This window comes from Microbacterium testaceum, from assembly GCF_006539145.1.
Taxonomy (GTDB): Bacteria; Actinomycetota; Actinomycetes; order Actinomycetales; family Microbacteriaceae; genus Microbacterium; species Microbacterium testaceum.
On the sequence record NZ_BJML01000012.1, the window covers coordinates 50,264 to 69,259 of the forward strand.

Annotated in this window: 17 protein-coding genes and 1 riboswitch; of the genes, 8 read left to right on the plus strand and 9 right to left on the minus strand. The window is 70.2% G+C overall.

Annotated features, from left to right (window positions below):
• Nucleotides 1-27: 27 nt before the first annotated feature.
• Both MTE01_RS15105 and MTE01_RS15110 read left to right on the plus strand, forming a co-directional pair.
• Nucleotides 28-915 carry a DUF4397 domain-containing protein gene (locus MTE01_RS15105; protein WP_141378249.1) on the plus strand — a complete coding sequence of 296 codons (888 nt, stop codon included), beginning with the start codon at nt 28-30 and terminating at the stop codon, nt 913-915.
• Entirely contained in the window at nt 912-2,552 is a 1,641-nt protein-coding gene (locus MTE01_RS15110) for a class F sortase (protein WP_141378250.1), read from the plus strand. The genes MTE01_RS15105 and MTE01_RS15110 overlap by 4 nt, the downstream gene beginning before the upstream one ends.
• Before the next feature lie 94 nt (nt 2,553-2,646).
• On the opposite strand, the gene MTE01_RS15115 is transcribed toward MTE01_RS15110, so the two are convergent.
• Entirely contained in the window at nt 2,647-2,994 is a 348-nt protein-coding gene (locus MTE01_RS15115) for a response regulator transcription factor (RefSeq protein WP_246078331.1), read from the minus strand.
• Between the two features lie 92 nt (nt 2,995-3,086).
• Here MTE01_RS15115 and MTE01_RS15120 point away from each other — a divergent pair, with 92 nt between their 5' ends.
• On the plus strand, nt 3,087-4,808 hold the full coding sequence (locus MTE01_RS15120) for a sensor histidine kinase (RefSeq protein ID WP_103208175.1): 1,722 nt from the start codon (nt 3,087-3,089) through the stop codon (nt 4,806-4,808).
• A 168-nt stretch (nt 4,809-4,976) separates the two neighbouring features.
• Here the strand turns inward: MTE01_RS15120 and rlmN are convergent, their stop codons facing one another.
• Nucleotides 4,977-6,260: a dual-specificity RNA methyltransferase RlmN gene (gene rlmN / locus MTE01_RS15125; protein WP_141378251.1), complete on the minus strand. Its 1,284-nt coding sequence runs from the start codon at nt 6,258-6,260 to the stop codon at nt 4,977-4,979.
• Between the two features lie 171 nt (nt 6,261-6,431).
• Between rlmN and MTE01_RS15130 the strand changes: the two genes are divergently transcribed.
• From MTE01_RS15130 to MTE01_RS15145, 4 genes are all read left to right on the plus strand, one after another.
• Nucleotides 6,432-7,340, plus strand: a complete 909-nt coding sequence (locus MTE01_RS15130) for a PRD domain-containing protein (protein WP_103208169.1) — start codon at nt 6,432-6,434, stop codon at nt 7,338-7,340.
• A gap of 191 nt (nt 7,341-7,531) precedes the next feature.
• On the plus strand, nt 7,532-9,388 hold the full coding sequence (locus MTE01_RS15135; RefSeq protein WP_141378252.1) for a beta-glucoside-specific PTS transporter subunit IIABC: 1,857 nt from the start codon (nt 7,532-7,534) through the stop codon (nt 9,386-9,388).
• Between the two features lie 18 nt (nt 9,389-9,406).
• On the plus strand, nt 9,407-10,822 hold the full coding sequence (locus tag MTE01_RS15140; RefSeq protein WP_103208164.1) for a glycoside hydrolase family 1 protein: 1,416 nt from the start codon (nt 9,407-9,409) through the stop codon (nt 10,820-10,822).
• 63 nt (nt 10,823-10,885) lie between these two features.
• Complete coding sequence (locus MTE01_RS15145) at nt 10,886-11,743, plus strand: Cof-type HAD-IIB family hydrolase (protein ID WP_141378253.1); 858 nt, start codon at nt 10,886-10,888, stop codon at nt 11,741-11,743.
• A gap of 160 nt (nt 11,744-11,903) precedes the next feature.
• On the opposite strand, the gene MTE01_RS15150 is transcribed toward MTE01_RS15145, so the two are convergent.
• Genes MTE01_RS15150 through MTE01_RS15165 form a run of 4 tightly spaced genes read right to left on the minus strand, consistent with a single transcriptional unit; the run spans nt 11,904 to nt 15,297 of the window.
• Nucleotides 11,904-12,755: an SDR family oxidoreductase gene (locus MTE01_RS15150; protein ID WP_141378254.1), complete on the minus strand. Its 852-nt coding sequence runs from the start codon at nt 12,753-12,755 to the stop codon at nt 11,904-11,906.
• Nucleotides 12,752-13,528, minus strand: a complete 777-nt coding sequence (locus tag MTE01_RS15155; protein WP_141378255.1) for an enoyl-CoA hydratase/isomerase family protein — start codon at nt 13,526-13,528, stop codon at nt 12,752-12,754. The genes MTE01_RS15150 and MTE01_RS15155 overlap by 4 nt, the downstream gene beginning before the upstream one ends.
• Nucleotides 13,525-14,286, minus strand: coding sequence for an SDR family NAD(P)-dependent oxidoreductase (locus MTE01_RS15160; RefSeq protein ID WP_116239471.1), 762 nt, complete (start codon nt 14,284-14,286; stop codon nt 13,525-13,527). Before MTE01_RS15160 ends, MTE01_RS15155 begins: the two co-directional genes overlap by 4 nt.
• Before the next feature lie 45 nt (nt 14,287-14,331).
• Nucleotides 14,332-15,297, minus strand: coding sequence for a hypothetical protein (locus MTE01_RS15165; protein ID WP_141378256.1), 966 nt, complete (start codon nt 15,295-15,297; stop codon nt 14,332-14,334).
• A 130-nt stretch (nt 15,298-15,427) separates the two neighbouring features.
• Between MTE01_RS15165 and MTE01_RS15170 the strand changes: the two genes are divergently transcribed.
• Nucleotides 15,428-15,922, plus strand: a complete 495-nt coding sequence (locus tag MTE01_RS15170) for a GNAT family N-acetyltransferase (protein ID WP_141378257.1) — start codon at nt 15,428-15,430, stop codon at nt 15,920-15,922.
• Between the two features lie 78 nt (nt 15,923-16,000).
• On the opposite strand, the gene MTE01_RS15175 is transcribed toward MTE01_RS15170, so the two are convergent.
• The 3 genes from MTE01_RS15175 to MTE01_RS15185 all read right to left on the minus strand — a co-directional run bounded on the left by MTE01_RS15175 (nt 16,001) and on the right by MTE01_RS15185 (nt 18,866).
• Complete coding sequence (locus tag MTE01_RS15175) at nt 16,001-16,786, minus strand: energy-coupling factor transporter transmembrane component T family protein (protein ID WP_246078332.1); 786 nt, start codon at nt 16,784-16,786, stop codon at nt 16,001-16,003.
• Nucleotides 16,783-18,231, minus strand: coding sequence for an ABC transporter ATP-binding protein (locus MTE01_RS15180; RefSeq protein ID WP_174799711.1), 1,449 nt, complete (start codon nt 18,229-18,231; stop codon nt 16,783-16,785). Before MTE01_RS15180 ends, MTE01_RS15175 begins: the two co-directional genes overlap by 4 nt.
• Complete coding sequence (locus MTE01_RS15185; protein ID WP_103208146.1) at nt 18,231-18,866, minus strand: ECF transporter S component; 636 nt, start codon at nt 18,864-18,866, stop codon at nt 18,231-18,233. Before MTE01_RS15185 ends, MTE01_RS15180 begins: the two co-directional genes overlap by 1 nt.
• Nucleotides 18,858-18,968: riboswitch (TPP riboswitch) on the minus strand. (Overlaps the previous gene by 9 nt.)
• Nucleotides 18,969-18,996: the final 28 nt, after the last annotated feature.

Below are 18,996 nucleotides of genomic sequence, written 5' to 3' on the forward strand. Positions count from 1 at the left end.
CTCTCTTCCCCCCACGAAAGGACCCTCATGTTCCCCCTGACTGCCTCTGTTCTCTCCCGTCGTCCCGCTCGGCTCGCCGCCATCGGTGCCACCGCCCTGATCGCGGCGGGGATCGGGATCGCCACCGCTCCCGCCGCGTCGGCCGCTGCCGCCGAGCCCGGCGGGTGGGCGCGGGTGGCGCACCTGTCGCCGGACACCAAGTCGGTCGACGTCCAGCTGACGGCGCTGGCCGGTGGCGCCGTCGTGTACGAGCTCGACGACGTCGCCTACGGCGCGGTGAGCCCGTACATCCCCCTGGCCGATGGCACGTACGTCGTGTCGATGGTGCCCTCCGACGCGGCCGACGGCACGCAGCCGGTCGTGCAGCAGTCCATCGACGTCGCCGAAGGCGAGCCGCTGACGGTCGCCGCCTACGGCCGCAACGCCGATCTGAAGACGACCGTGTTCGAGGACGACCTCTCCGCCCCGGCCGACGGCCAGGCGCGCGTGCGGGTCGTGCAGGCCTCCACGGTCGAGCCGACCGTGAACGTCGACACCGCCGAAGGACGCCCCATCGCCCGCGATGTGCCGGCGGGAGCGGCGACCGATTACGCCGCGGTGCCGGCGGGATCGTGGAACCTCGAGCTGACCGGCGCGGACGAGTCCGCGACCTCGGCCGTCGACCTGCCGGCGGGGTCGGTCTCGACCCTGTTCGTGTTGGACGACGCCCGCGGCGCGCTCACCGCGCAGGCGATCACCGACTCGGCGACGCTGGCCGACATGCCCGTCGGCGGCATCCACACCGGCGGCGGCGGCACCGCGGTCGCCGCGGTGAACCCGATCGGCGTCGGCGCGGCTGCGGCTGCGGCTGCGGTGCTCGGAGTGTCGGCCCTGATCGCGGTGCGCCGCCGCCGCGAGGTCGAGGCGGACGCGTGAGGGGCGCCCGCCGAACGCTCGCGGCCAGCGCGCTCGCGACCACTCTCGGCCTGACGATGGCGGCGTGCAGCGTCCCCGCCGAACCGGGTCCGGACATCGGCGACCGCACCGTCGAGACGGCGAAGGCCTTCCTCGACGAGTACGTCGACGGTGGTCGGGTCGTCCGCACCGACCAGGGTGGCGACACGGTCAGCGAGGGGCAGGCGTACGGCCTGCTCCTCGCCGTCGCCGCCGACGATCCCTCGCGGTTCGACAGCATCTGGGACTGGACGACCACCCACCTCCAGCGCGACGACTCCCTCCTGGCGTGGCAGTGGAAGGACGGGGCCGTCATCGACGAGCAGCCGGCCTCCGACGCCGACCTCGACGCCGCGCGCGCCCTCGTGCTCGCGGGCGACGCCTTCGGTCGCGATGACCTCCGCAAGCAGGGTGTGGCTCTCGGCGCGGCCGTGCTTGACGAGATGACGGTCGAGACCGCGCTCGGGCGCATCCTGCTGCCGGGCCCGTGGGCGACGGCATCCCCCCACGCCTACAACCCGTCGTATGCGTCTCCGGCTGCGTTCGACGTGCTCTCTCGCGCGTCGGGCGACCCCCGGTGGAACGAGGTGGCCGAGGGAAGCAGGGCGGTGACGAGCGCCTTGCTGGATGCCAACCCCCTGCCGACCAACTGGGCCACCGTCTCCGCCGACGGCGCCGTCGCCCTCGCGGGCTCCGCGGGGGGCGGGGGCGAGCCGGCGTACGGCTACGACGCGGCGCGCACGACCATCCGGTTCGCGGAGGCGTGCGGTACGGCTGATCGCGCCCTCGCCGCGCGCGTGGCCGGGGCGCTGCCGGGGCAGGACACGCTCGCCGCCGAGCTCGACGCCGGGTCGGGGGCGCTGACGTCGGATCAGCATCCCGTCGCGTACGCCGCGCGGGCAGCGGCGTTCGCCGCGGAGGGGCGATCCGACGACGCGCGCGAGGATCTCCGGCGCGCGGCCGACACCGCGGCATCCACCCCCACCTACTACGGCTCGGCGTGGACCGCGCTGTCGACGGCAATGCTCACCGACGACGTCCTCGGGGGGTGCCCTCCGCTCCAGGATGACGAGACCGCGGCGGTCGCGACGGGGGCCGGGGCAACGGCGGCGACGACAGCGCCCGGGGTGGGCGCTGCCGGCGGTTTCCAAGACCCGGTCTCTCCCGCGGCGGCCAGCACGGCCGTGCCCGTGCACATCTCGATCCCCGCGATCGGGGTGGACTCGGATCTCATCGGTCTCGACCGTGGGGCCGACGGGTGGATCCAGTCACCGCAGGATTACGACGCGGTCGGCTGGTACGAGAAGGGCGTCCTCCCCGGGGAAGTGGGCCCCGCGGTGATCGCGGGGCATGTCGACTCCCCCACCGGCCCGGCGGTGTTCTTCGACCTCCCGCGCCTGACGCCCGGCGACACCGTATCGGTCCGACGAGCCGACGGTTCGACCGCCGACTTCGTGGTGACCGGGCTGCAGACCGTGGAGAAGAACAGCTTCCCCACCGAGTCGGTGTACGCGCCGACGCCCACACCGCAGCTGAGAATCGTGACGTGCGCCGGCGCCTGGGATCCGGCCAGCGGGCACTACGTCGACAACCTGGTGGTCACGGCCGTCGCGGCCTGACGACCACCTCCCTCGCGCCCGGCACGGTCGTTCCTCCGCCTCTCCTCGACGATCGCCACGGGAGAAGCGCCGTCCGGCGGCGAAGAGAGGTGCGTCAGCTCGCGAGCAGGTCTCGGACCTGGGCGACGATGGCGCGGGGTCGGAAGGGCTTCTCGATGACCTCGTCGACCCCGGTGTCGTACGCGCGTCGCTGGTCTTCGGCCAGAGTACGGGCGGTGAGCATGAGAATGGTGGGCTGGACGATCTCGGTCGCGGCACGGATCTCCGCGCAGGCTTGGATGCCGTCTTTCACGGGCATCATCCAATCGAGCAGAACGATGCGAGGTTGTTCGCGACGAACGGCTTCGACACCCTCTTCGCCATTACTGGCACGGACGGCGGTGATATCGGCGCGTTCCAGCCCCATCAGCAGCAGGCCGGCAATGTCATCGTCATCATCCACGACCACTACTGAAGCTCCCATATGGGATATCTTGCAGCAACATCACCTCGGCAGGCACGAAACCCGCCTCCCCTCGAGCCAGGCGTGGAAAAATGACGCCGCGGGATTGGTGGAACCCTAGGAGAAATACGGTGCCAGAGAGAGCATTTTGGACTCCTTTGCGGCCGAACCAGATTTTCGTACGTTTGCAACTGCCCTTTCTGGTGGGCGTGACGGTCGCCTCGATCGCCACCGTGCTGGCCGTGCCGGAGCTCTCGCATTCCCCTCTCCTGTGGGCGGGTCTTTCTGCGCTGGCCATCGCGTCCGGGGTGTTCCTCCTCCCGAGCAAGCATTGGATGACGACCGCGTGGGTCGTCGTGATCCCGATGTTGGACGTGATCTGCATCGCCGGTGTCCGCACGGCCTTGCTCGCCTACCTCCCCACCGTGGGAATGCTCTGCCTGCTTCCCTTCGCCTGGATTGCGTACCGGTTCCGTTGGCCCGGGCTCACGGTGGTGCTCGTCTCGGGCGCCCTGATCGCGGCGTTACCGTTTGCTCTGGGAGTCCGTCCGGCGACAACGCTGCTGGCGATCGTCAATGTGCTGGCATTGCCGTTCATCGCGACGGGGATATCGCTGGCGATCCACCTGGGCGCGCGGAGTTTCGAGAAGAGACGTGCAATCGCCGAGGAGGCCACCGCGGCGCTGCGTGGCGCCCTGAACGAGTCGAACGAGACGCAACTGCTGCTTCGGTCGGTCCTCGACACGGTCACGGGCGCCGTGGCGTACTACAACGCCCGCGACGAGCTGATCCTGGCCAACTCCACCGCGGAGAAGATGGTGGAAATCGTCGGATTCCGGCTGGATATCCCCCCGTTCGCAGGACCTGATGTCCTCGCGGCCGATCGAAAGACACCTATTTCCCTCGATCAGCAGATCATTCCGCGTGCCCTGAGAGGTGAAGTCATCGCCAGCCATATGGAATGGCTGGGCCGGCCCGGGAACCAGATCGCGATCATGGCGTCCTCACGGCGGGTGCACCGTGAGGACGGGACCCTTCTGGGCACGGTCATCGTCGCGTACGACGTCACAGAACTCGCAAATGCGATCGAGGTTCGAGAGGAATTTCTCACGACGGTCTCACACGAATTGCGGACGCCGCTCACCTCGATCATCGGATACACCGAGGAGATCGTGGACGTCCTCGGAGAGCGCGCGCAGCACTTGGGCATCGACGCCTGGTTGGCGACGATCGAGCGCAATGCCGACACCCTCATGAAGCGTGTGAACGACCTCCTCCATGTCGCCGATGCCGAACTGGTCCTGGAGCGTCAGCAGACGGATGTCGACGTCATCGTGCGGCGCGCGGTCGAGCAGTTCACCGTGGTCGCCGAGCGGACCGGCATCGTGCTCGATACGCGTGTGGAAACAGGCCTGCTCGCCGACGTCGACCCGAGGCGTTTCGGGCAAGCCGTCGAGAACCTGGTGGGGAACGCCCTCAAGTTCACCGCCCGAGGGGGAACGGTCACGGTCCGCGCCCACCGGCAGGAGAGCGACACGATCTGCGTCTCGGTGGCCGATACGGGTATCGGAATGACCCCGGACGAGCAACGCCGTATCTTCGACAGGTTCTATCGAGCTCAGGCGGTCAGAGAGAACGCCCTCCAGGGCATCGGAGTGGGCTTGTCGATCGTGAAGACCATCGTCGACGCGCACGGGGGAAAGATCGCCGTCGTCAGCGCGCCCGGCGCCGGGACCACCGTGCGGATCGACGTGCCGACGAACCCGGCCGTCGCGACCTCGCCCGCGCACGCCGCCGCGATCACGCCGCACTGACACGCCTCGCCAGCGGCCGCGTCTGCCCCCGACCGCAGCAAGGCGAACGAGGAAGGGTCGTCTCCCGCGGTTCTTCGAGTCGGGATGCGCGCGTGGTCGGAGTTCGTCGAGATCCGCGACGACGACGAATGCCCCCGGCCGTGCGGCCAGGGGCATTCGAAATCAGACTCAACCGACCGGAGTCGCCTCCGCCGCCGCCTCGTCTTCTTCGGTCGCGACGAGCTGACCGCACGCCCCGTCGATCTCTTTGCCACGGGTGTCGCGGAGCGTCGTCGGGATGCCGGCGTCGTTGAGGCGTCGAACGAACTCGTTCTGCACGGGCACCTCGGATGCCGTCCAGATCGAGCCCGGCGTCGGGTTCAGCGGGATGGGGTTCACGTGCACCCAGCCGCGTCCGCGGGCGTTGAGCTTCTCGGCCAGCAGGTCGGCACGCCAGGCGTGGTCGTTCATGTCTTTGATCAGGGCGTATTCGATCGACACGCGGCGCCCGGTCTTGTCGAAGTAGGCGCGTGCGGCATCCAGCGCCTCGTCGACCTTCCAGCGGGAGTTCACCGGGATGAGTTCGTCGCGCAGGTGGTCGTCGGGGGCGTGCAGCGAGAGGGCGAAGGTCACCGGGATGTCCTCGTCGGCGAGCTTCTTGATCGCGGGGACGAGTCCGACGGTCGACACCGTGATGCCGCGTGCGCTCATGCCGAGACCGTGCTCTTTGTCGACCATCACCCGCACGGCCTGCATGACGCGCGCGTAGTTGGCGAGCGGCTCGCCCATGCCCATGAACACGATGTTCGACACGCGGTCGAGCGAGTGGTCGGAGCTCTTCTTGCCGCCCAGTCCGCCTGCGGCGATGAGGGCGTTGGCGCGCACGATCTGCTCGATGATCTCGGCCGCCGACATGTTGCGGGTCAGCCCCGCCTGGCCGGTGGCGCAGAACGGGCAGTTCATGCCGCAGCCGGCCTGGCTCGACACGCACAGCGTGATGCGGCCGGGGTAGCGCATGAGCACCGACTCGACGAGCGCGCCGTCGTGCAGCTTCCAGAGGAACTTGATCGTGTCGCCACGGTCGGTCTCGAGCCGGCGCACCTCGGTGAGCAGCGGCGGCAGCATTCCCGCGACGAGCTCTTCGCGGCCGGATGCCGGGAGGTCTGTCATGTCGGCGGCATCCGACGTGTAATGCGTGAAGTAGTGCTTCTCGAGCTGCTTCGCGCGGAAACCCGGGAGGCCGAGCTTCTTGAGCGTGGCGACGCGCTCGTCGTACGTGAGGTCGGCGAGGTGCACCGGCGGCTTGCCGCGCTTGGGGCTGGCGAACTGCAGCAGCGGGCGACCGGTCTCGTCCTTGGCCTGCTGCCAGCCTTCGGTCTTGGGGCGCACCTGGCGGATGCCGGTGTTCGCCGGGGCTCCCTCGGGGCGCACCTGCCGGGGCGTCGTCGTGCGCACGGGGGGCTGTTCGGTCATGGTTTCCAGGGTACCGGCCGCTCCTGCACCGCGGCTGGGCGCGTCCTCCCCGCGCGAGGGGTCGCTTTCTGTCGCCTGGGGCGGTCCGAAGCGACAGTTGTCGGCCCCTCAGGCGCGGACGCATGCAGAACAACACAGCTCCGGCAGATCCGCCACCCTAAACTGCATCCCATGCCCGGTGCCGGTGACGTCTCCCTCCCGCCCGGCGGCGTGCAGAAGCTTCTGAACAACAACGTCGTCGTGGCGATCGACGGCGACGGCCGCGAGCGCGTGCTCATGGGTCGGGGCATCGGCTTCCAGCTCAAGCACGAGGGCCGCGTCGATCCCGCGAAGGTCGAGAAGACGTTCGTCCTCGAGCAGGGCAGCGACACCGCTCACGCCCAGAAGCTCCTCACCGACGCGCCGTACGCGCTCGTCGAGGCGGTCCTGCACGCCGTCGACCAGGCCGAGCGCGACCTGGGTCGCGACCTGGGGCGCCGGCTACCGCTCGCGGTCATCGACCACATCACCTATGTGATCGAACGCCTCGATCAAGGCATCCGCATCCCCGGCACCTCCATGCCCGAGCTACGGATCCTCCACCCCGACGAATCACGCGCCGCGGAGCGCATGGCGACCTCGATCGCGGCCTCCCTCGACCGTGAGCTCCCGCCCGAAGAGGGCGTGTTCCTGACGATGCACCTGCTCAACGCCACGCGCGACGAGCCCAACGGCACCGCGGCCCTGCTGTTCCGTCGGGTGCAGCACGTCGTGCGCACCGTCGAGACCGGCCTCGGCGTCGCGCTCGACACCGAGAGCCCCGACTACGCGCGTTTCATCCTGCACGTGCGCTTCCTGCTGCAGCGGCTCGTGAACCGCGCGATGCTCTCGAGCGGCGACTCGTCTTTCTTCGAGTTCGCCAAGCACCGTTACCCCCGCGCCTTCGGCATCGCCGAGGCCGTCAAGGCCTACGTCCTCGCGGCGACCGGGTCGACCCTCACCGACGAGGAGGTGCTCTACCTCACGGTGCATGTCGAGCGCCTCGCGACGAGCCTGGGCCGCGCCGACGACAGTGGCGGCCCCGACGCCCCGGTGCTATAGTCGCCGTCGCAGGCGTCATACCCTGCCGACGATTTCCGGATTGTTACCGCGCGAGCGGGCAAGACCTGAATCCACATCGCTGACGAGCGATGAACGGATTCGGGTCTTTTTTATTGCCCGAAACACCCGGCAGCGTCGCCACAGAACATTCGAACAGGCCGCATCGATGCGGCGAAAGGCAGGCGGTTCCGATGGCGGATCACGCGAAGACGGCGGCGGGGGTCCTCGCCGGTGTCGGTGGAGAGAGCAACGTCCAATCCCTCGTGCACTGTGCGACGAGGCTCCGGTTCGTGTTGAAAGACGAGGGCAAGGCGGATGCCGCAGCGATCCGCGCCACGCCCGGCGTCATCACCACGGCCCAGGCGGGCGGTCAGTACCAGGTGGTGATCGGCAACGACGTGCCCGACGTGTACGCCGCGATCCAGTCGCAGACCACGCTCGGCGGCGACGCCGAAGGAGGCGAGAGCGGGGCGAAGGGCAACCTCTTCAACCGGTTCATCACGATGATCTCGTCGATCTTCACGCCGATCCTCTGGGCCCTCGCGGGCACGGGTCTGCTGAAGGCGTTCGTCGCCGCCGCCGTCACCTTCGGATGGCTGGATGCCACGAGCACGACCTACACGATCCTCAACGCGCTGTCCGATGCGTTGATCAACTTCCTGCCGCTGGCGCTGGCCATCACCGCGGCCCGCTACTTCAAGGCGTCGGAGTTCACCTCCTTCGCCATCGCCGGCGCTCTGGTGTACCCGACCATCACGGCGCTGAACGGTCAGCCCGACATCACCTTCTTCGGCATCCCGGTCACGATGGTCAGCTACGTCTCGAGCGTCATCCCGGTGATCATCATCGTGTGGCTGCAGAGCTACGCCGAGCGCTTCCTGCTCAAGGTCCTGCCCGGCGCGGTGCGCCGCTTCCTGGCCCCGATGATCGTCGTGCTCGTCGCCGTGCCGCTCGTCTTCCTCGTGATCGGCCCGATCTCGAGCCTCGTCGGCGGCGGCCTCGCGGCCGGCATCGGTTGGGTCTTCGAGACCCTCCCGTGGCTGGGCGGCGCGATCATGGGCGGGCTGTGGCAGGTCTTCGTGATCTTCGGTCTGCACTGGGGTCTCGTGCCGCTGTTCCAGCTCGAATACCAGACCACCGGGCAGATTCTGCTCCTCGGCCCCGTGTTCGCCGCCGTGCTCGCCCAGGCGGCCGCCGTCGCCGGCGTACTGGTGCGCACCCGCAACAAGAACCTGCGCTCGCTCGCCGCTCCGGCCACACTGTCGGGCTTCCTCGCCGGCATCACCGAGCCCGCGATCTACGGCATCAACCTCCCCCTCAAGCGCCCCTTCGCCTTCGGCGTCGTCGGCGGCGCGCTCGGCGGCGCCCTCATCGCGATGGGCGGGGTCTTCTCGAAGGCGTTCGTCGTGCCCTCCGGCCTGGCTCTTCCCGCCCTGCTCGGTAACGGCAACATGATCATGCTCGGCATCGGTCTGCTCGTGGCCATCGTCGTCCCGTTCGTGCTGGTCGTGGTGTTCGGCTTCACGGACCCGGTCGACGCGGCCGCCCCCGCCACCCCGGCGGCCACCACCGACACGGTGGTTCTCAGCCCCGTCGACGGCACCGTCGTGCCGCTCACCGAGGTTCCGGATGCCGCCTTCGCCGACGGCTCGCTCGGCAAGGGCGTCGCGATCCGTCCGACCTCGGGCGCGGTCTACGCCCCCTTCGACGGCACCGTCGTCGCGGCCTTCCCGACCGGCCACGCGGTGGGCCTGCGCGGAGCGGACGGCGTCGAACTGCTCATCCACGTGGGTCTCGACACCGTCAAGCTCGGCGGAGAGCACTTCACGCTGAAGGTGCAGTCCGGCACCGAGGTGAAGGCGGGCGACCTGCTCGTCGAGTTCGACGGCGACGCGATCGAGAAGGCCGGCTACGACCTGATCACGCCGGTCATCGTCACGAACGGCGATCTCTACCCCGACATCGCCGACGCGGCATCCGGTCCTCTCTCGCACGGCGAGACGCTGTTCCGCGCCGTCTCCGTCGATTCCCTCACCCCCGCCCGCTGACCCCTGGAGGCACAGAACATGACGAACACCCCCTTCCCCGACGGGTTCCTCTGGGGCGGTGCCACCGCCGCCAACCAGATCGAGGGCGCATACGACGCGGACGGCAAGGGCCTGTCCGTGCAGGACGTGATGCCTCGCGGCATCTCGGGCCCGCGCTCCGAGACCCCCACCGCCGACAACCTCAAGCTCGTCGGCATCGACCACTACCACCGCTACGCGGAGGACATCGCGCTCTTCGCCGAGATGGGCTTCGGGGTCTACCGCTTCTCGATCGCCTGGAGCCGCATCTTCCCGAAGGGCGACGAGACCGAGCCGAACGAGGCCGGTCTGGCGTTCTACGAGCGCATCCTCGACGAGCTCGAGAAGCACGGCATCGAGCCGCTCGTGACGATCTCGCACTACGAGACGCCCCTGCACCTGGCCGAGCAGTACGGCGGCTGGACGAATCGGGAGCTCATCGGCTTCTACGAGCGCTACGCCCGCACGCTCTTCGAGCGCTTCGGCAGCCGGGTGAAGTACTGGCTGACCTTCAACGAGATCAACTCGCTGCTGCACGCGCCCTTCATGAGCGGCGGCATCCCGATCCCCGAGGGCGGCGTCCCCGAGCAGCAGCTGTACCAGGCGATGCACCACGAGCTCGTGGCATCCGCCCGCGCCACCCGGATCGCCCGCGAGGTCGCTCCCGAGGCGAAGGTCGGCTGCATGGTGCTGTCGATGCCGATCTACCCGCTGACGCCGTCGCCCGACGACGCCGTCGCCGTCATGGAGGCCGACCACGGCAACCTCGTCTACGGCGACGTGCACACCCGCGGCGCCTACCCGGGCTACTTCCTGCGGACGCTCCGCGAGAAGGGCATCGAGCTCGACATCACCGACCAGGACCGCGACGACCTGACCCACACGGTCGACTTCGTCTCGTTCAGCTACTACATGTCGATCGCCGAGACCGCCGACCCCGCGAAGAAGGTCGCCGGCGAGGGCAACATCATGGGCGGCGTCTCGAACCCGACGCTCGAGGCGAGCGAGTGGGGGTGGCAGATCGACCCCGTGGGCCTGCGCCTGGTGCTGAACCAGTTCTGGGACCGGTGGCAGAAGCCGCTGTTCATCGTCGAGAACGGTCTGGGCGCGCGCGACCAGCTCGTCGAGGTCGACGGCGAGAAGACGGTCGTCGACGACTACCGCATCGCGTACCTCAACGACCACCTCGTGCAGGTCGGCGAGGCGATCGAAGACGGCGTCGAGGTGCTCGGCTACACCTCGTGGGGCTGCATCGACATCGTCAGCGCCAGCACCGCCCAGTTGAGCAAGCGATACGGTTTCATTTACGTCGACCGAGGCGACGACGGCACCGGTTCGCTCGATCGCTACCGGAAGAAGTCGTTCGGCTGGTACGCCGACGTCATCCGATCCAACGGCGCGTCCCTCACGCGCTGATCCCCTTCATCGGATCGGCCCCGGGTCCCCAGGTCCCGGGGCTGATCCCCTTCTGGAGTGCACATGACCCGCATCGCCTTCCTCGACGTCGACGGCACGATCCTCGAGCACGGCTCGGTGATCGCCCCCTCGACGGTGACCGCCGTGCGGAAGGCGCGCGAGAACGGCCACCTCGTGTGGCTCTCCACCGGGCGATCGGCGGGCGACATCCACCCCGAGGTGCTGGCGATCGGCTTCGACGGCGCGATCACCAACGGGGGCGCGTACGCGACCCGCGGCGGCGATCCCGACGAGCACGCCCTCATCGTCGAGCAGCCGATGCCCCGCGCCGACGTCGAGGCCCTCGAGCGCTACTTCGAGGCCCACGGCATCCACTACTTCCTGCAGACCCACGGGGGCGTGTATGCGAGCGCCGGCATGGGTCCCGTGATGACCGAGTACCGCCGCGAACGGCACGAGAAGCGCGCAGCCGAGCTCGAAGCCGAGGGCTTGCCGCCCGAGCAGCCCCTCTGGCGCGAGCCGCGCCCGGTCTCGGAGGTCGACCGCGACGCCGTCGCGAAGGCCGTGTTCGTCAGCCCGTCGACCGACACCGTCGCGCACGCGGCGGCCGCCCTCGGCGAGGGCTTCCACGTCATCCCCGGCTCGATCCCGCTGCCCGGCGGGTCGAACGGCGAGATCGGTCAGGCCGGCGTCACCAAGGGCTCCGCGATCACGGCGGTGCTCGACCAGCTGGGCCTGTCGGCGACGGATGCCATCGGTATCGGCGACAGCTGGAACGACGTCGAGATGTTCGAGGTCGTCGGCACCCCCGTCGCGATGGGCAACGCGGCACCCGAGCTGCAGCGACTGGCCGGTCGGGTGACGACCGCGGTGCTCGACGACGGCGTGCACAACGCGTTCACGGAGCTGGGCCTGATCTGAGTCCGGCTCACCTCCTTAAGGGTGCCCGCCTGCTCCGCCCGCGGGGCTGACTCGCTCCCCCGCCGCCCCCACGCACGCAGGAACGCGATCGACTCACGCGAACGCGAGCACAGCGCGTTCCTGCGCGCGAACGGCGTTCATGCGGGGAGAACCCCCGCGATCAGTCGAGGAAGATGTCCGGGTACATCGCCGCGTCCGGAGTCCCCGGCACGGCGGCGTACGCGTCGAAGTCGGTGACTCCGGCGCGCTCGAGCACGTCCTCGACGATCAGCGTCTGCCCGGTCAGCTCACGCGAGGGCGCGGTCAGAACCTCGTATGCGGCATCCGCGTAGATCTCCGGCGTCCGCGACACCGCCATGAGCCGGTCACCGCCGATGACGTTCTGCACGGCGGCCGTCGCGATCGTCGTGCGCGGCCACAGCGCGTTCGCCGCGATGCCCTCCGACGCGAACTCCGCGGCCAGGCCGAGGGTCGCCATCGTCATGCCGAACTTCGCGAGGCTGTAGCCGGTATGCGCGCCGAGCCACTTCGGTGTGACGTTCAGGGGCGGCGAGAGCGAGAGGATGTGCGGGTTCGCCGCGTCGCGAAGCTGCGGGACGGCGGCGCGCGACAGCAGGAACGTGCCGCGGACGTTCACGTCCTGCATCAGGTCGTACTTCTTCGAGGCGAGTTCGAGGGAGCCGGAGAGGTCGATGACGCTGGCGTTGTTGACGACGATGTCGATGCCGCCGAACTCCCCGACCGTCCGCATGACGGCCTCGGTGATCGATGCCTCGTCCCTCACGTCGCCGACGATCGGCAGCGCCTGCCCACCGGCCGCGCGGATCTCGTCGGCGGCGGTGTGCACGGTGCCGGGAAGCTTCGGGTGCGGGGTGTCGGTCTTGGCGAGCATCGCGATGTTCGCACCGTCGCGGGCCGCGCGCAGCGCGATCGCGAGGCCGATGCCACGGCTGCCACCCGACATGAGGAGGGTCTTGCCGGCCAGCGGAGCGCCGGACGAGGGCGTGCTCATGAGCGTCCTTTCGCGGAGGCGGCGGCGAACGCGGCGACACGCGCCTTCGCCTCGGGGGTGTCGAACGACGCGCCGATCGTGGCAGCCTCGTCGGCGAGGTTCTCGGCGAAGGTGCGTCCCGCACCCATCCGGACGAGGCGCGTGGCCTGGCCGAACGCCGCCGTCGCTCCGTCGAGCCAGAATCGCGCGATCTGCTCGACGCGCGTGACCAGATCCGCGGATGCCACGACCTCGGCCACGAGACCCCAGTCCAGCGCCTCCGCCGCGGTGAGCATGCGGTCCTGCAGCAGCAGCTGAAGCGCCCGCCGCTGACCGATCGCCGCGGGCAACAGGGTCGAGACGCCCAGGTCGGGCGTCAGTCCGATGTTGGCGTACCGGCTGACGAAGCGCGCGTTCTCGCTCGCGACGACGTAATCGGCCGCGAGCATGAGCCCCAGCCCGCCGCCCGCGACCGCGCCCTGGACGGCCGCGACCATCGGCAGCGGCGCTTCCGCGAACGTGCGGATGCCGTCGTGGATCGCATCGGCGGTCTCGGTGACGTCGATTCCGGACGCACCCGTCGTCGCCATCGCCACGACGTCGCCGCCCGCGCAGAACGCCGGCCCCGCGGCATCCAGGATCACCGCCCCCACCGCGGAGTCGGAGGTGACCTCGTGCGCAACCTCTTTCCAGCGGCGCGCCATGGGGAAGTCCATGGCGTTCAGGGACGAGGGCCGGTCGAAGGTGACGCGAGCCAGCCCGTTGTCGATGCGGAGCAGGATGCCGTCGGTCATTTCGGTGCCATTCTGATCGCGCCGTCGAGGCGGATGGTCTCGCCGTTGAGATAGCCGTTGTCGACGATCGCGAGCACGAGTCGTGCGTATTCGTCGGGGACGCCGAGCCGCGAGGGGTAGGGCACCTGCTGGCCCAGCGAGTCCTGCGCGGCCTGCGGCAGGCCCTTGAGCATCGGAGTCTCCATGATGCCGGGGGCGATCGTGACGACCCGGATGCCGTGGCGCGCCAACTCGCGCGCGATCGGCAGGGTCATCGCGTGCACGCCGCCCTTGCTGGCGGAGTAGGCGGGCTGGCCGATCTGCCCGTCGAAGGCTGCGACGCTCGCGGTGTTGACGACGACGCCGCGGTCGCCGCTGTCGGTGGGGCCGGTTCTCGCCATGACCGCGGACGTCTGAGCGATGACGTTGTAGGTGCCGATGAGGTTCACGCGCACGACACGTTCGAAGTCGGCGAGCGAAGAGGGGTTCCCCTCGCGGTCCAGGACCTTCGCGGGCGGCGCGATGCCGGCGCAGTTGACGACGACGCGCAGCGGACCCGCTTCGGCGGCGAGGGCTGCCGCAGCGGCGATCTGCTCGGCGTCCGTCACGTCGGCGGCGGCGAACGAGCCGCCCAGTTCCTCGGCGAGCGCGGCGCCGTCCGAGCGGGGGAGGTCGACGATCGTGACGTGGGCCCCGGCCGCGGCAAGCCGCCGCGCGGTGGCGAGGCCGAGTCCCGAAGCGCCGCCGGTGACCAGGGCGGATGCTCCTGCGATGTCCATGCGTTCTCCTTCGAAGCTGAAACCGAGTACCACTTTAGTCGAGACTCAGGACCGCGCCGAGCCCCTCTTCTTCTTGACCCGGACTCGCGGCCGGGTGCGGATCGCCGAGGTGGTCGCTCCGTCGACGAGCAGGATCGTCTGCTCGGGCTCCCACCCGTAATCCCTCCGCAGTCGATCACTGAGCACGGAGACCGCATCCGGCACGAGGGTCTCGGTGCCCCGAGGGACATCGACCGCGGCCGGGTCGAGGTCGCGCGCGGCGGCACGCAGGTCGGCGACGAGGCCGCGCACGCGGTCGGGGCCGTAGGCGGTGGATGCCAGATCCCAGTCCCCCACGACGACCACCGACCCCGCGGCACGCTCTGCGACATCCACGGTCACGCGCGGTCCGAAGCGCACGCGCACCACGGCCGCACCGATGGCGAGCACGGCCAGCGCGCCGAGGATCGTCGCGGGGGCGAACGAGAAGGCGACGCGGTAGAGCACGGAGTCCCATCCGACGACGAGGCCCACGATCGCCCGGAAGAGCGAGTAGACAGCGAAGACCCCGCTCGTGAGGGCGATGACGCGCAGCGGACCGAACGGCTCGACGCGCGAGTGGCTCGCCACCCACCCGCACGCGCCGCAGGTCACGGCGACGGCGACGGCTTTGGCCGCGAGCGACCCGGGTAGCGGCACCGTCGCGGTCACGAGGGCGACCGCGAGCGCGAGCGCCAGGATCGCGATCGACGTGTTGCGCGCCCGTCGCCCCTCGAGCGCGCTCAGCGCGACGATCAGCAGGGCGGGAGCGAGCACCATCGCCACGTCGCCCAGGACGAGGGGCAGGATGCCGCCCCCCGCGCCGTAGATGAAGTACATGGCACTGGAACCGGCCGCCGTCACACCCGCCACGGCGGCGAAGCGCAGGAACAGCGTCATGGGCCCCGGAGTGCCGATACGCGGCATGGCGATGAACATCACGGCACCCGCGACGGCCACGCTGACCGCGAGTATCCCGAACGACAATCCCATGGCATCCCCCGTGATCATTCTGCCGCCGCCGGGGGCGATCGGCCCGTACGCGCATTCCCTCCGGCCGCGGCCCGCACACCCCGGCCCGTGACCGCATCACCCCGCCGCGGCGCGCGCCTAGGCTCGACGGGTGAATCTCCCCGACTTCCGCATCGAGAAGGTCGACGTCGACGATCCGCGAGCGGTCGCGCTACGCGCCGTCTTGGACGCCGACCTCGATGAGCGGTACCGCGACGCCGATGCCGAGGACTCCCCCGAGGTCGCCGCGAAGCGCGCTGAGGCGCTCGCCGTCCACGCCGAGCAGGTCGTCGCCACCCTCTTGGCGATCGACACGGCCGACACCCCGCTCGGGCACGTCATCCTGCGCCGCCTCGGCGACGAGTGGGAGCTCAAGCGCCTCGTCGTCGTGGCCGCGGGCCGTCGACGCGGCATCGGCACGGCGCTCACCGCAGAGGTCGTCGATCTCGCCCGACGCGGTGGTGCCCGACGCGTGATCCTGCAGAGCGGGCGCATGCAGCCCGAATCGCTGCGCGTATACGCCGCCGCGGGCTTCACGCCCATCCCCGTCTACGAGCCGTATCTCGAGACCATGCCGCGCTCGCTCTGCTTCGAGTACGTCTTCTAGACACCCGCTCCGCGTCGGGCATCCCCCGCAGGCCGCATCGCCGCCCGGCCTCGCGGCGCCTTCGGCGCCCTCAGGGGGCTACGTCCCCACGACGCGGAACGCCCCCGACAACACCGCCGCCGCGAGTGCCACGACGATGAGCACGACCGCTGCGCCGAGGGCAGCGGCATCCCGAGCCGAAAGAGACGACGGGCGCGCCCACGTCCGTTCGACGTCGGAGCCGAACCCGCGGGCTTCCATCGCCGTGGCGAGTTTCGTCCCGCGACGCACGGCGAACACGAGCAGCACGAACGCCATCGAGAAGAAGCGGCGGGCCGCGCCGCGGTCACCCAGGCCCCGGGCGCGACGGGCCAGGCTCATCGTGCGCCAGTCATCGACGAACAGGCCGACCGTGCGGGCCCCCGCGAGCACGCCCAGCACGAACCGGCTGGGCAGCTTCGCCACCTGCGCGAGGGCGTCGGCGAGCTCGGTGGGGTCGGTGCGGGCGAAGAGCAGGATGATCGGCATGGCCAGGGCCACGACGCGCACCAGCACGGCGAGCGACAGGGCGATGGAGTCGTCGCTCACCGTGGCGAAGAGGAAGGTGCCGTAGACGGTCCCTCCCGGCCGGGCGTAGAGCAGCATGCTCACCGCGGCGACGGGGGCGAAGACGATCACCGGCACGAGACGTTTCAGGACGGTGGCGTACGCCACTCCGGTCAGCGGCACGCACAGCAGCTCCAGGAGCAGTGCCGTTCCCGCGCTCACCGCATCGATCGACGCGAGCAGGGGGACCGCCAGCACGAGGACCATCGCCACCTTCGTCACGGGATTCACTCCGTCGAGCCAGGCCGTTCGCGGGCGTTCGTCGACGAGGGCGGTCACGCGGCATCCCCCAGCCGGATGCGGTGCTGCCCGAGGTGACGCACCACATCGGCGTCGTGGGTGACCGCCACGACCGTGCGCCCGCGCGCGACCTCCCGCTGGAGCAGGGCGACGAGCTCGACCCATCCGCGGCGGTCCTGACCGAACGTCGGTTCGTCGAGCACGATGACGGCGGGCGAGGCGGCGAGCACCGTCGCGACCGACAGGCGTCTCTTCTGCCCTCCCGACAGCGTGAAGGGGTTGGCCAGGGCGAGGGATGCCAGATCGAGACGCTCCAGCAGTTCGTCGACGGTGCGGTCGACCTCCGCCGGCGGCCTGCGCAGGGCGCGGGGTCCGACGGCGAGCTCGTCGCGCAGGGTCGAGGCCAGGAACTGGTGCTCGGGCTCCTGGAAGACGGTGCCGATACGGGTGAGCAGCTCCGTCGATCGCCAACGCGAGGGGCGCCGGACCCCGCGCGCCGTGAGCTCTTCGGCGGCGACGACCTCGCCCGCGAGCTCGGGGAGCAGCCCCGCGAGGGTGAGCGCGAGAGTGGACTTGCCGGCACCGTTCGGCCCCGTGATCACGGTTGCTGCCCCGCGGGGGAGGACGACCTCGAGCCCGGAAGCGACGGCCGTGCGCTTCTCGCGCCCAATCGACAGGGCGGACGCCCGCAGCACGGCATCCGGCGTCGAGAGGGGCTCGGGCACGGGCAGATCGACCGGGCGTCCGGGCACCCACACCCCCGCCCCGGCCAGCGCGTCTCCGTACGCGGCGAACACGCGGTCGGGAGGCCCGTCCGCGAGCACTCCACCGCCGGGCGCGAGCACGACGACGCGGGTCATCAGGTCGGCCCAGACCGCCGTCCGGTGCTCGATGAGCACGACCGTGGTTCCCTCGCTCATGACGACGCGCTCCACCGCGGAACGGACTTCGGCGACACCCTCGGGATCGAGGTTGGCCGTGGGTTCGTCGAGCAGCAGAAGTCCCGGTCGCATCGCCAGCACGCCCGCCAGGGCGAGGCGCTGCTTCTGCCCGCCCGACAGCGCCTTGGTGGGGCGATCGAGGGGAACGGCGAGACCCACGGATGCCACGGCCTCGGCCACCCGCGCCGGGATCTGCGCCGCGGGGACACCGAGGTTCTCGCACCCGAAGGCGACGTCGTCGCCCACCTTCGACAGCACGATGCCGGCTTCCGGGTCCTGCAGCACGAGGCCGATGCGCCCGCGCTGGGCCTCGGGCACCTCCCCGTCGACGAGGATCCGGCCGCTGACCTCTCCCTCGTCGCTGCCGCCGAGCAGGCCCGCCAGCCCCGCGAGCAGCGTGGACTTGCCGGCCCCCGAGGCACCGAGCAGCAGCACGCGCTCCCCGGGCTCGATGACGAGGTCGACCTCGCGCGTCGCGGGGAGCTTACGACCGGCGTACCGCCACCCCCAGCCCTCGACGTCGACGCGTGCGGGGCCCGTCATCAGACGTCGCGACGCGCTTCCCGGCCCGCGGCGAAGCGGCTGAGCGCCCCGGTGGCGGCGAGGGCGCGCACCAGCAGCCAGCCGACGAGCCCGGCCAGCAGGGCACCCGAGACGGCGAGGGTGCCGAGGTAGATGAGGTTGAACTCGACGGACTTGGCGAGGTTGGGGGTGAGGAACAGCTCCAGCACCCACGCCCCGACACCGGCACCGACGCCCGCGAGCATCGCGACGGGGAGAGTGAACCGCAGGTAGAGGAAGGCCAGGAAGATCAGTTCGGCGCCCAGGCCCTGGGCCAGGCCCGAGAAAATGGTCGTGACGCCCCACACGTTGCCGATCAGGGCGGACACGATCGCCGCGATCAGCTCGACCAGCAGCGCCGCACCGGGCTTGCGGATCACGAGGCCGCCGATGACGCCGCCGATCAGCCAGACGCCGGCGGCGAGACCGCCCAGGCCCGGGGTGACACCGTCCATCGCGGTGAACCAGAGGCCGCCGACGGTGTTCCAGCCCCAGAAGAGCAGGCCGATCGCGACGCCCAGGACGGCGGCGACGACGATGTCGACGACGCGCCATGAGAAGCGGTTCGTCGCGGCGACCGACGAGCGGTTCGCGAGGGCAGACGGGGACGTGTGCATTTCTCTCCTCCCTGCGCCGGCATGATCCGGATCAGGTTCGACGGTCGAAGCGTGGATTCGCTTCCTCTCAGCCCGGCTCACCGGACTCCCGTGGTTGTCGTGATGAGTATAGAGGGGTGTCGCGGGGTAG

Excerpts from the sequence above, each read along its gene's own strand:
- MTE01_RS15105 (WP_141378249.1), top strand. The coding sequence starts at position 28 with ATGTTCCCCCTGACTGCCTCTGTTCTCTCCCGTCGTCCCGCTCGGCTC.
- MTE01_RS15120 (WP_103208175.1), top strand. The coding sequence starts at position 3,087 with ATGACGCCGCGGGATTGGTGGAACCCTAGGAGAAATACGGTGCCAGAG.
- rlmN (WP_141378251.1), bottom strand. The coding sequence starts at position 6,260 with ATGACCGAACAGCCCCCCGTGCGCACGACGACGCCCCGGCAGGTGCGC.
- MTE01_RS15130 (WP_103208169.1), top strand. The coding sequence starts at position 6,432 with ATGCCCGGTGCCGGTGACGTCTCCCTCCCGCCCGGCGGCGTGCAGAAG.
- MTE01_RS15135 (WP_141378252.1), top strand. The coding sequence starts at position 7,532 with ATGGCGGATCACGCGAAGACGGCGGCGGGGGTCCTCGCCGGTGTCGGT.
- MTE01_RS15140 (WP_103208164.1), top strand. The coding sequence starts at position 9,407 with ATGACGAACACCCCCTTCCCCGACGGGTTCCTCTGGGGCGGTGCCACC.
- MTE01_RS15145 (WP_141378253.1), top strand. The coding sequence starts at position 10,886 with ATGACCCGCATCGCCTTCCTCGACGTCGACGGCACGATCCTCGAGCAC.
- MTE01_RS15150 (WP_141378254.1), bottom strand. The coding sequence starts at position 12,755 with ATGAGCACGCCCTCGTCCGGCGCTCCGCTGGCCGGCAAGACCCTCCTC.
- MTE01_RS15155 (WP_141378255.1), bottom strand. The coding sequence starts at position 13,528 with ATGACCGACGGCATCCTGCTCCGCATCGACAACGGGCTGGCTCGCGTC.
- MTE01_RS15160 (WP_116239471.1), bottom strand. The coding sequence starts at position 14,286 with ATGGACATCGCAGGAGCATCCGCCCTGGTCACCGGCGGCGCTTCGGGA.
- MTE01_RS15165 (WP_141378256.1), bottom strand. The coding sequence starts at position 15,297 with ATGGGATTGTCGTTCGGGATACTCGCGGTCAGCGTGGCCGTCGCGGGT.
- MTE01_RS15180 (WP_174799711.1), bottom strand. The coding sequence starts at position 18,231 with ATGACGGGCCCCGCACGCGTCGACGTCGAGGGCTGGGGGTGGCGGTAC.
- MTE01_RS15185 (WP_103208146.1), bottom strand. The coding sequence starts at position 18,866 with ATGCACACGTCCCCGTCTGCCCTCGCGAACCGCTCGTCGGTCGCCGCG.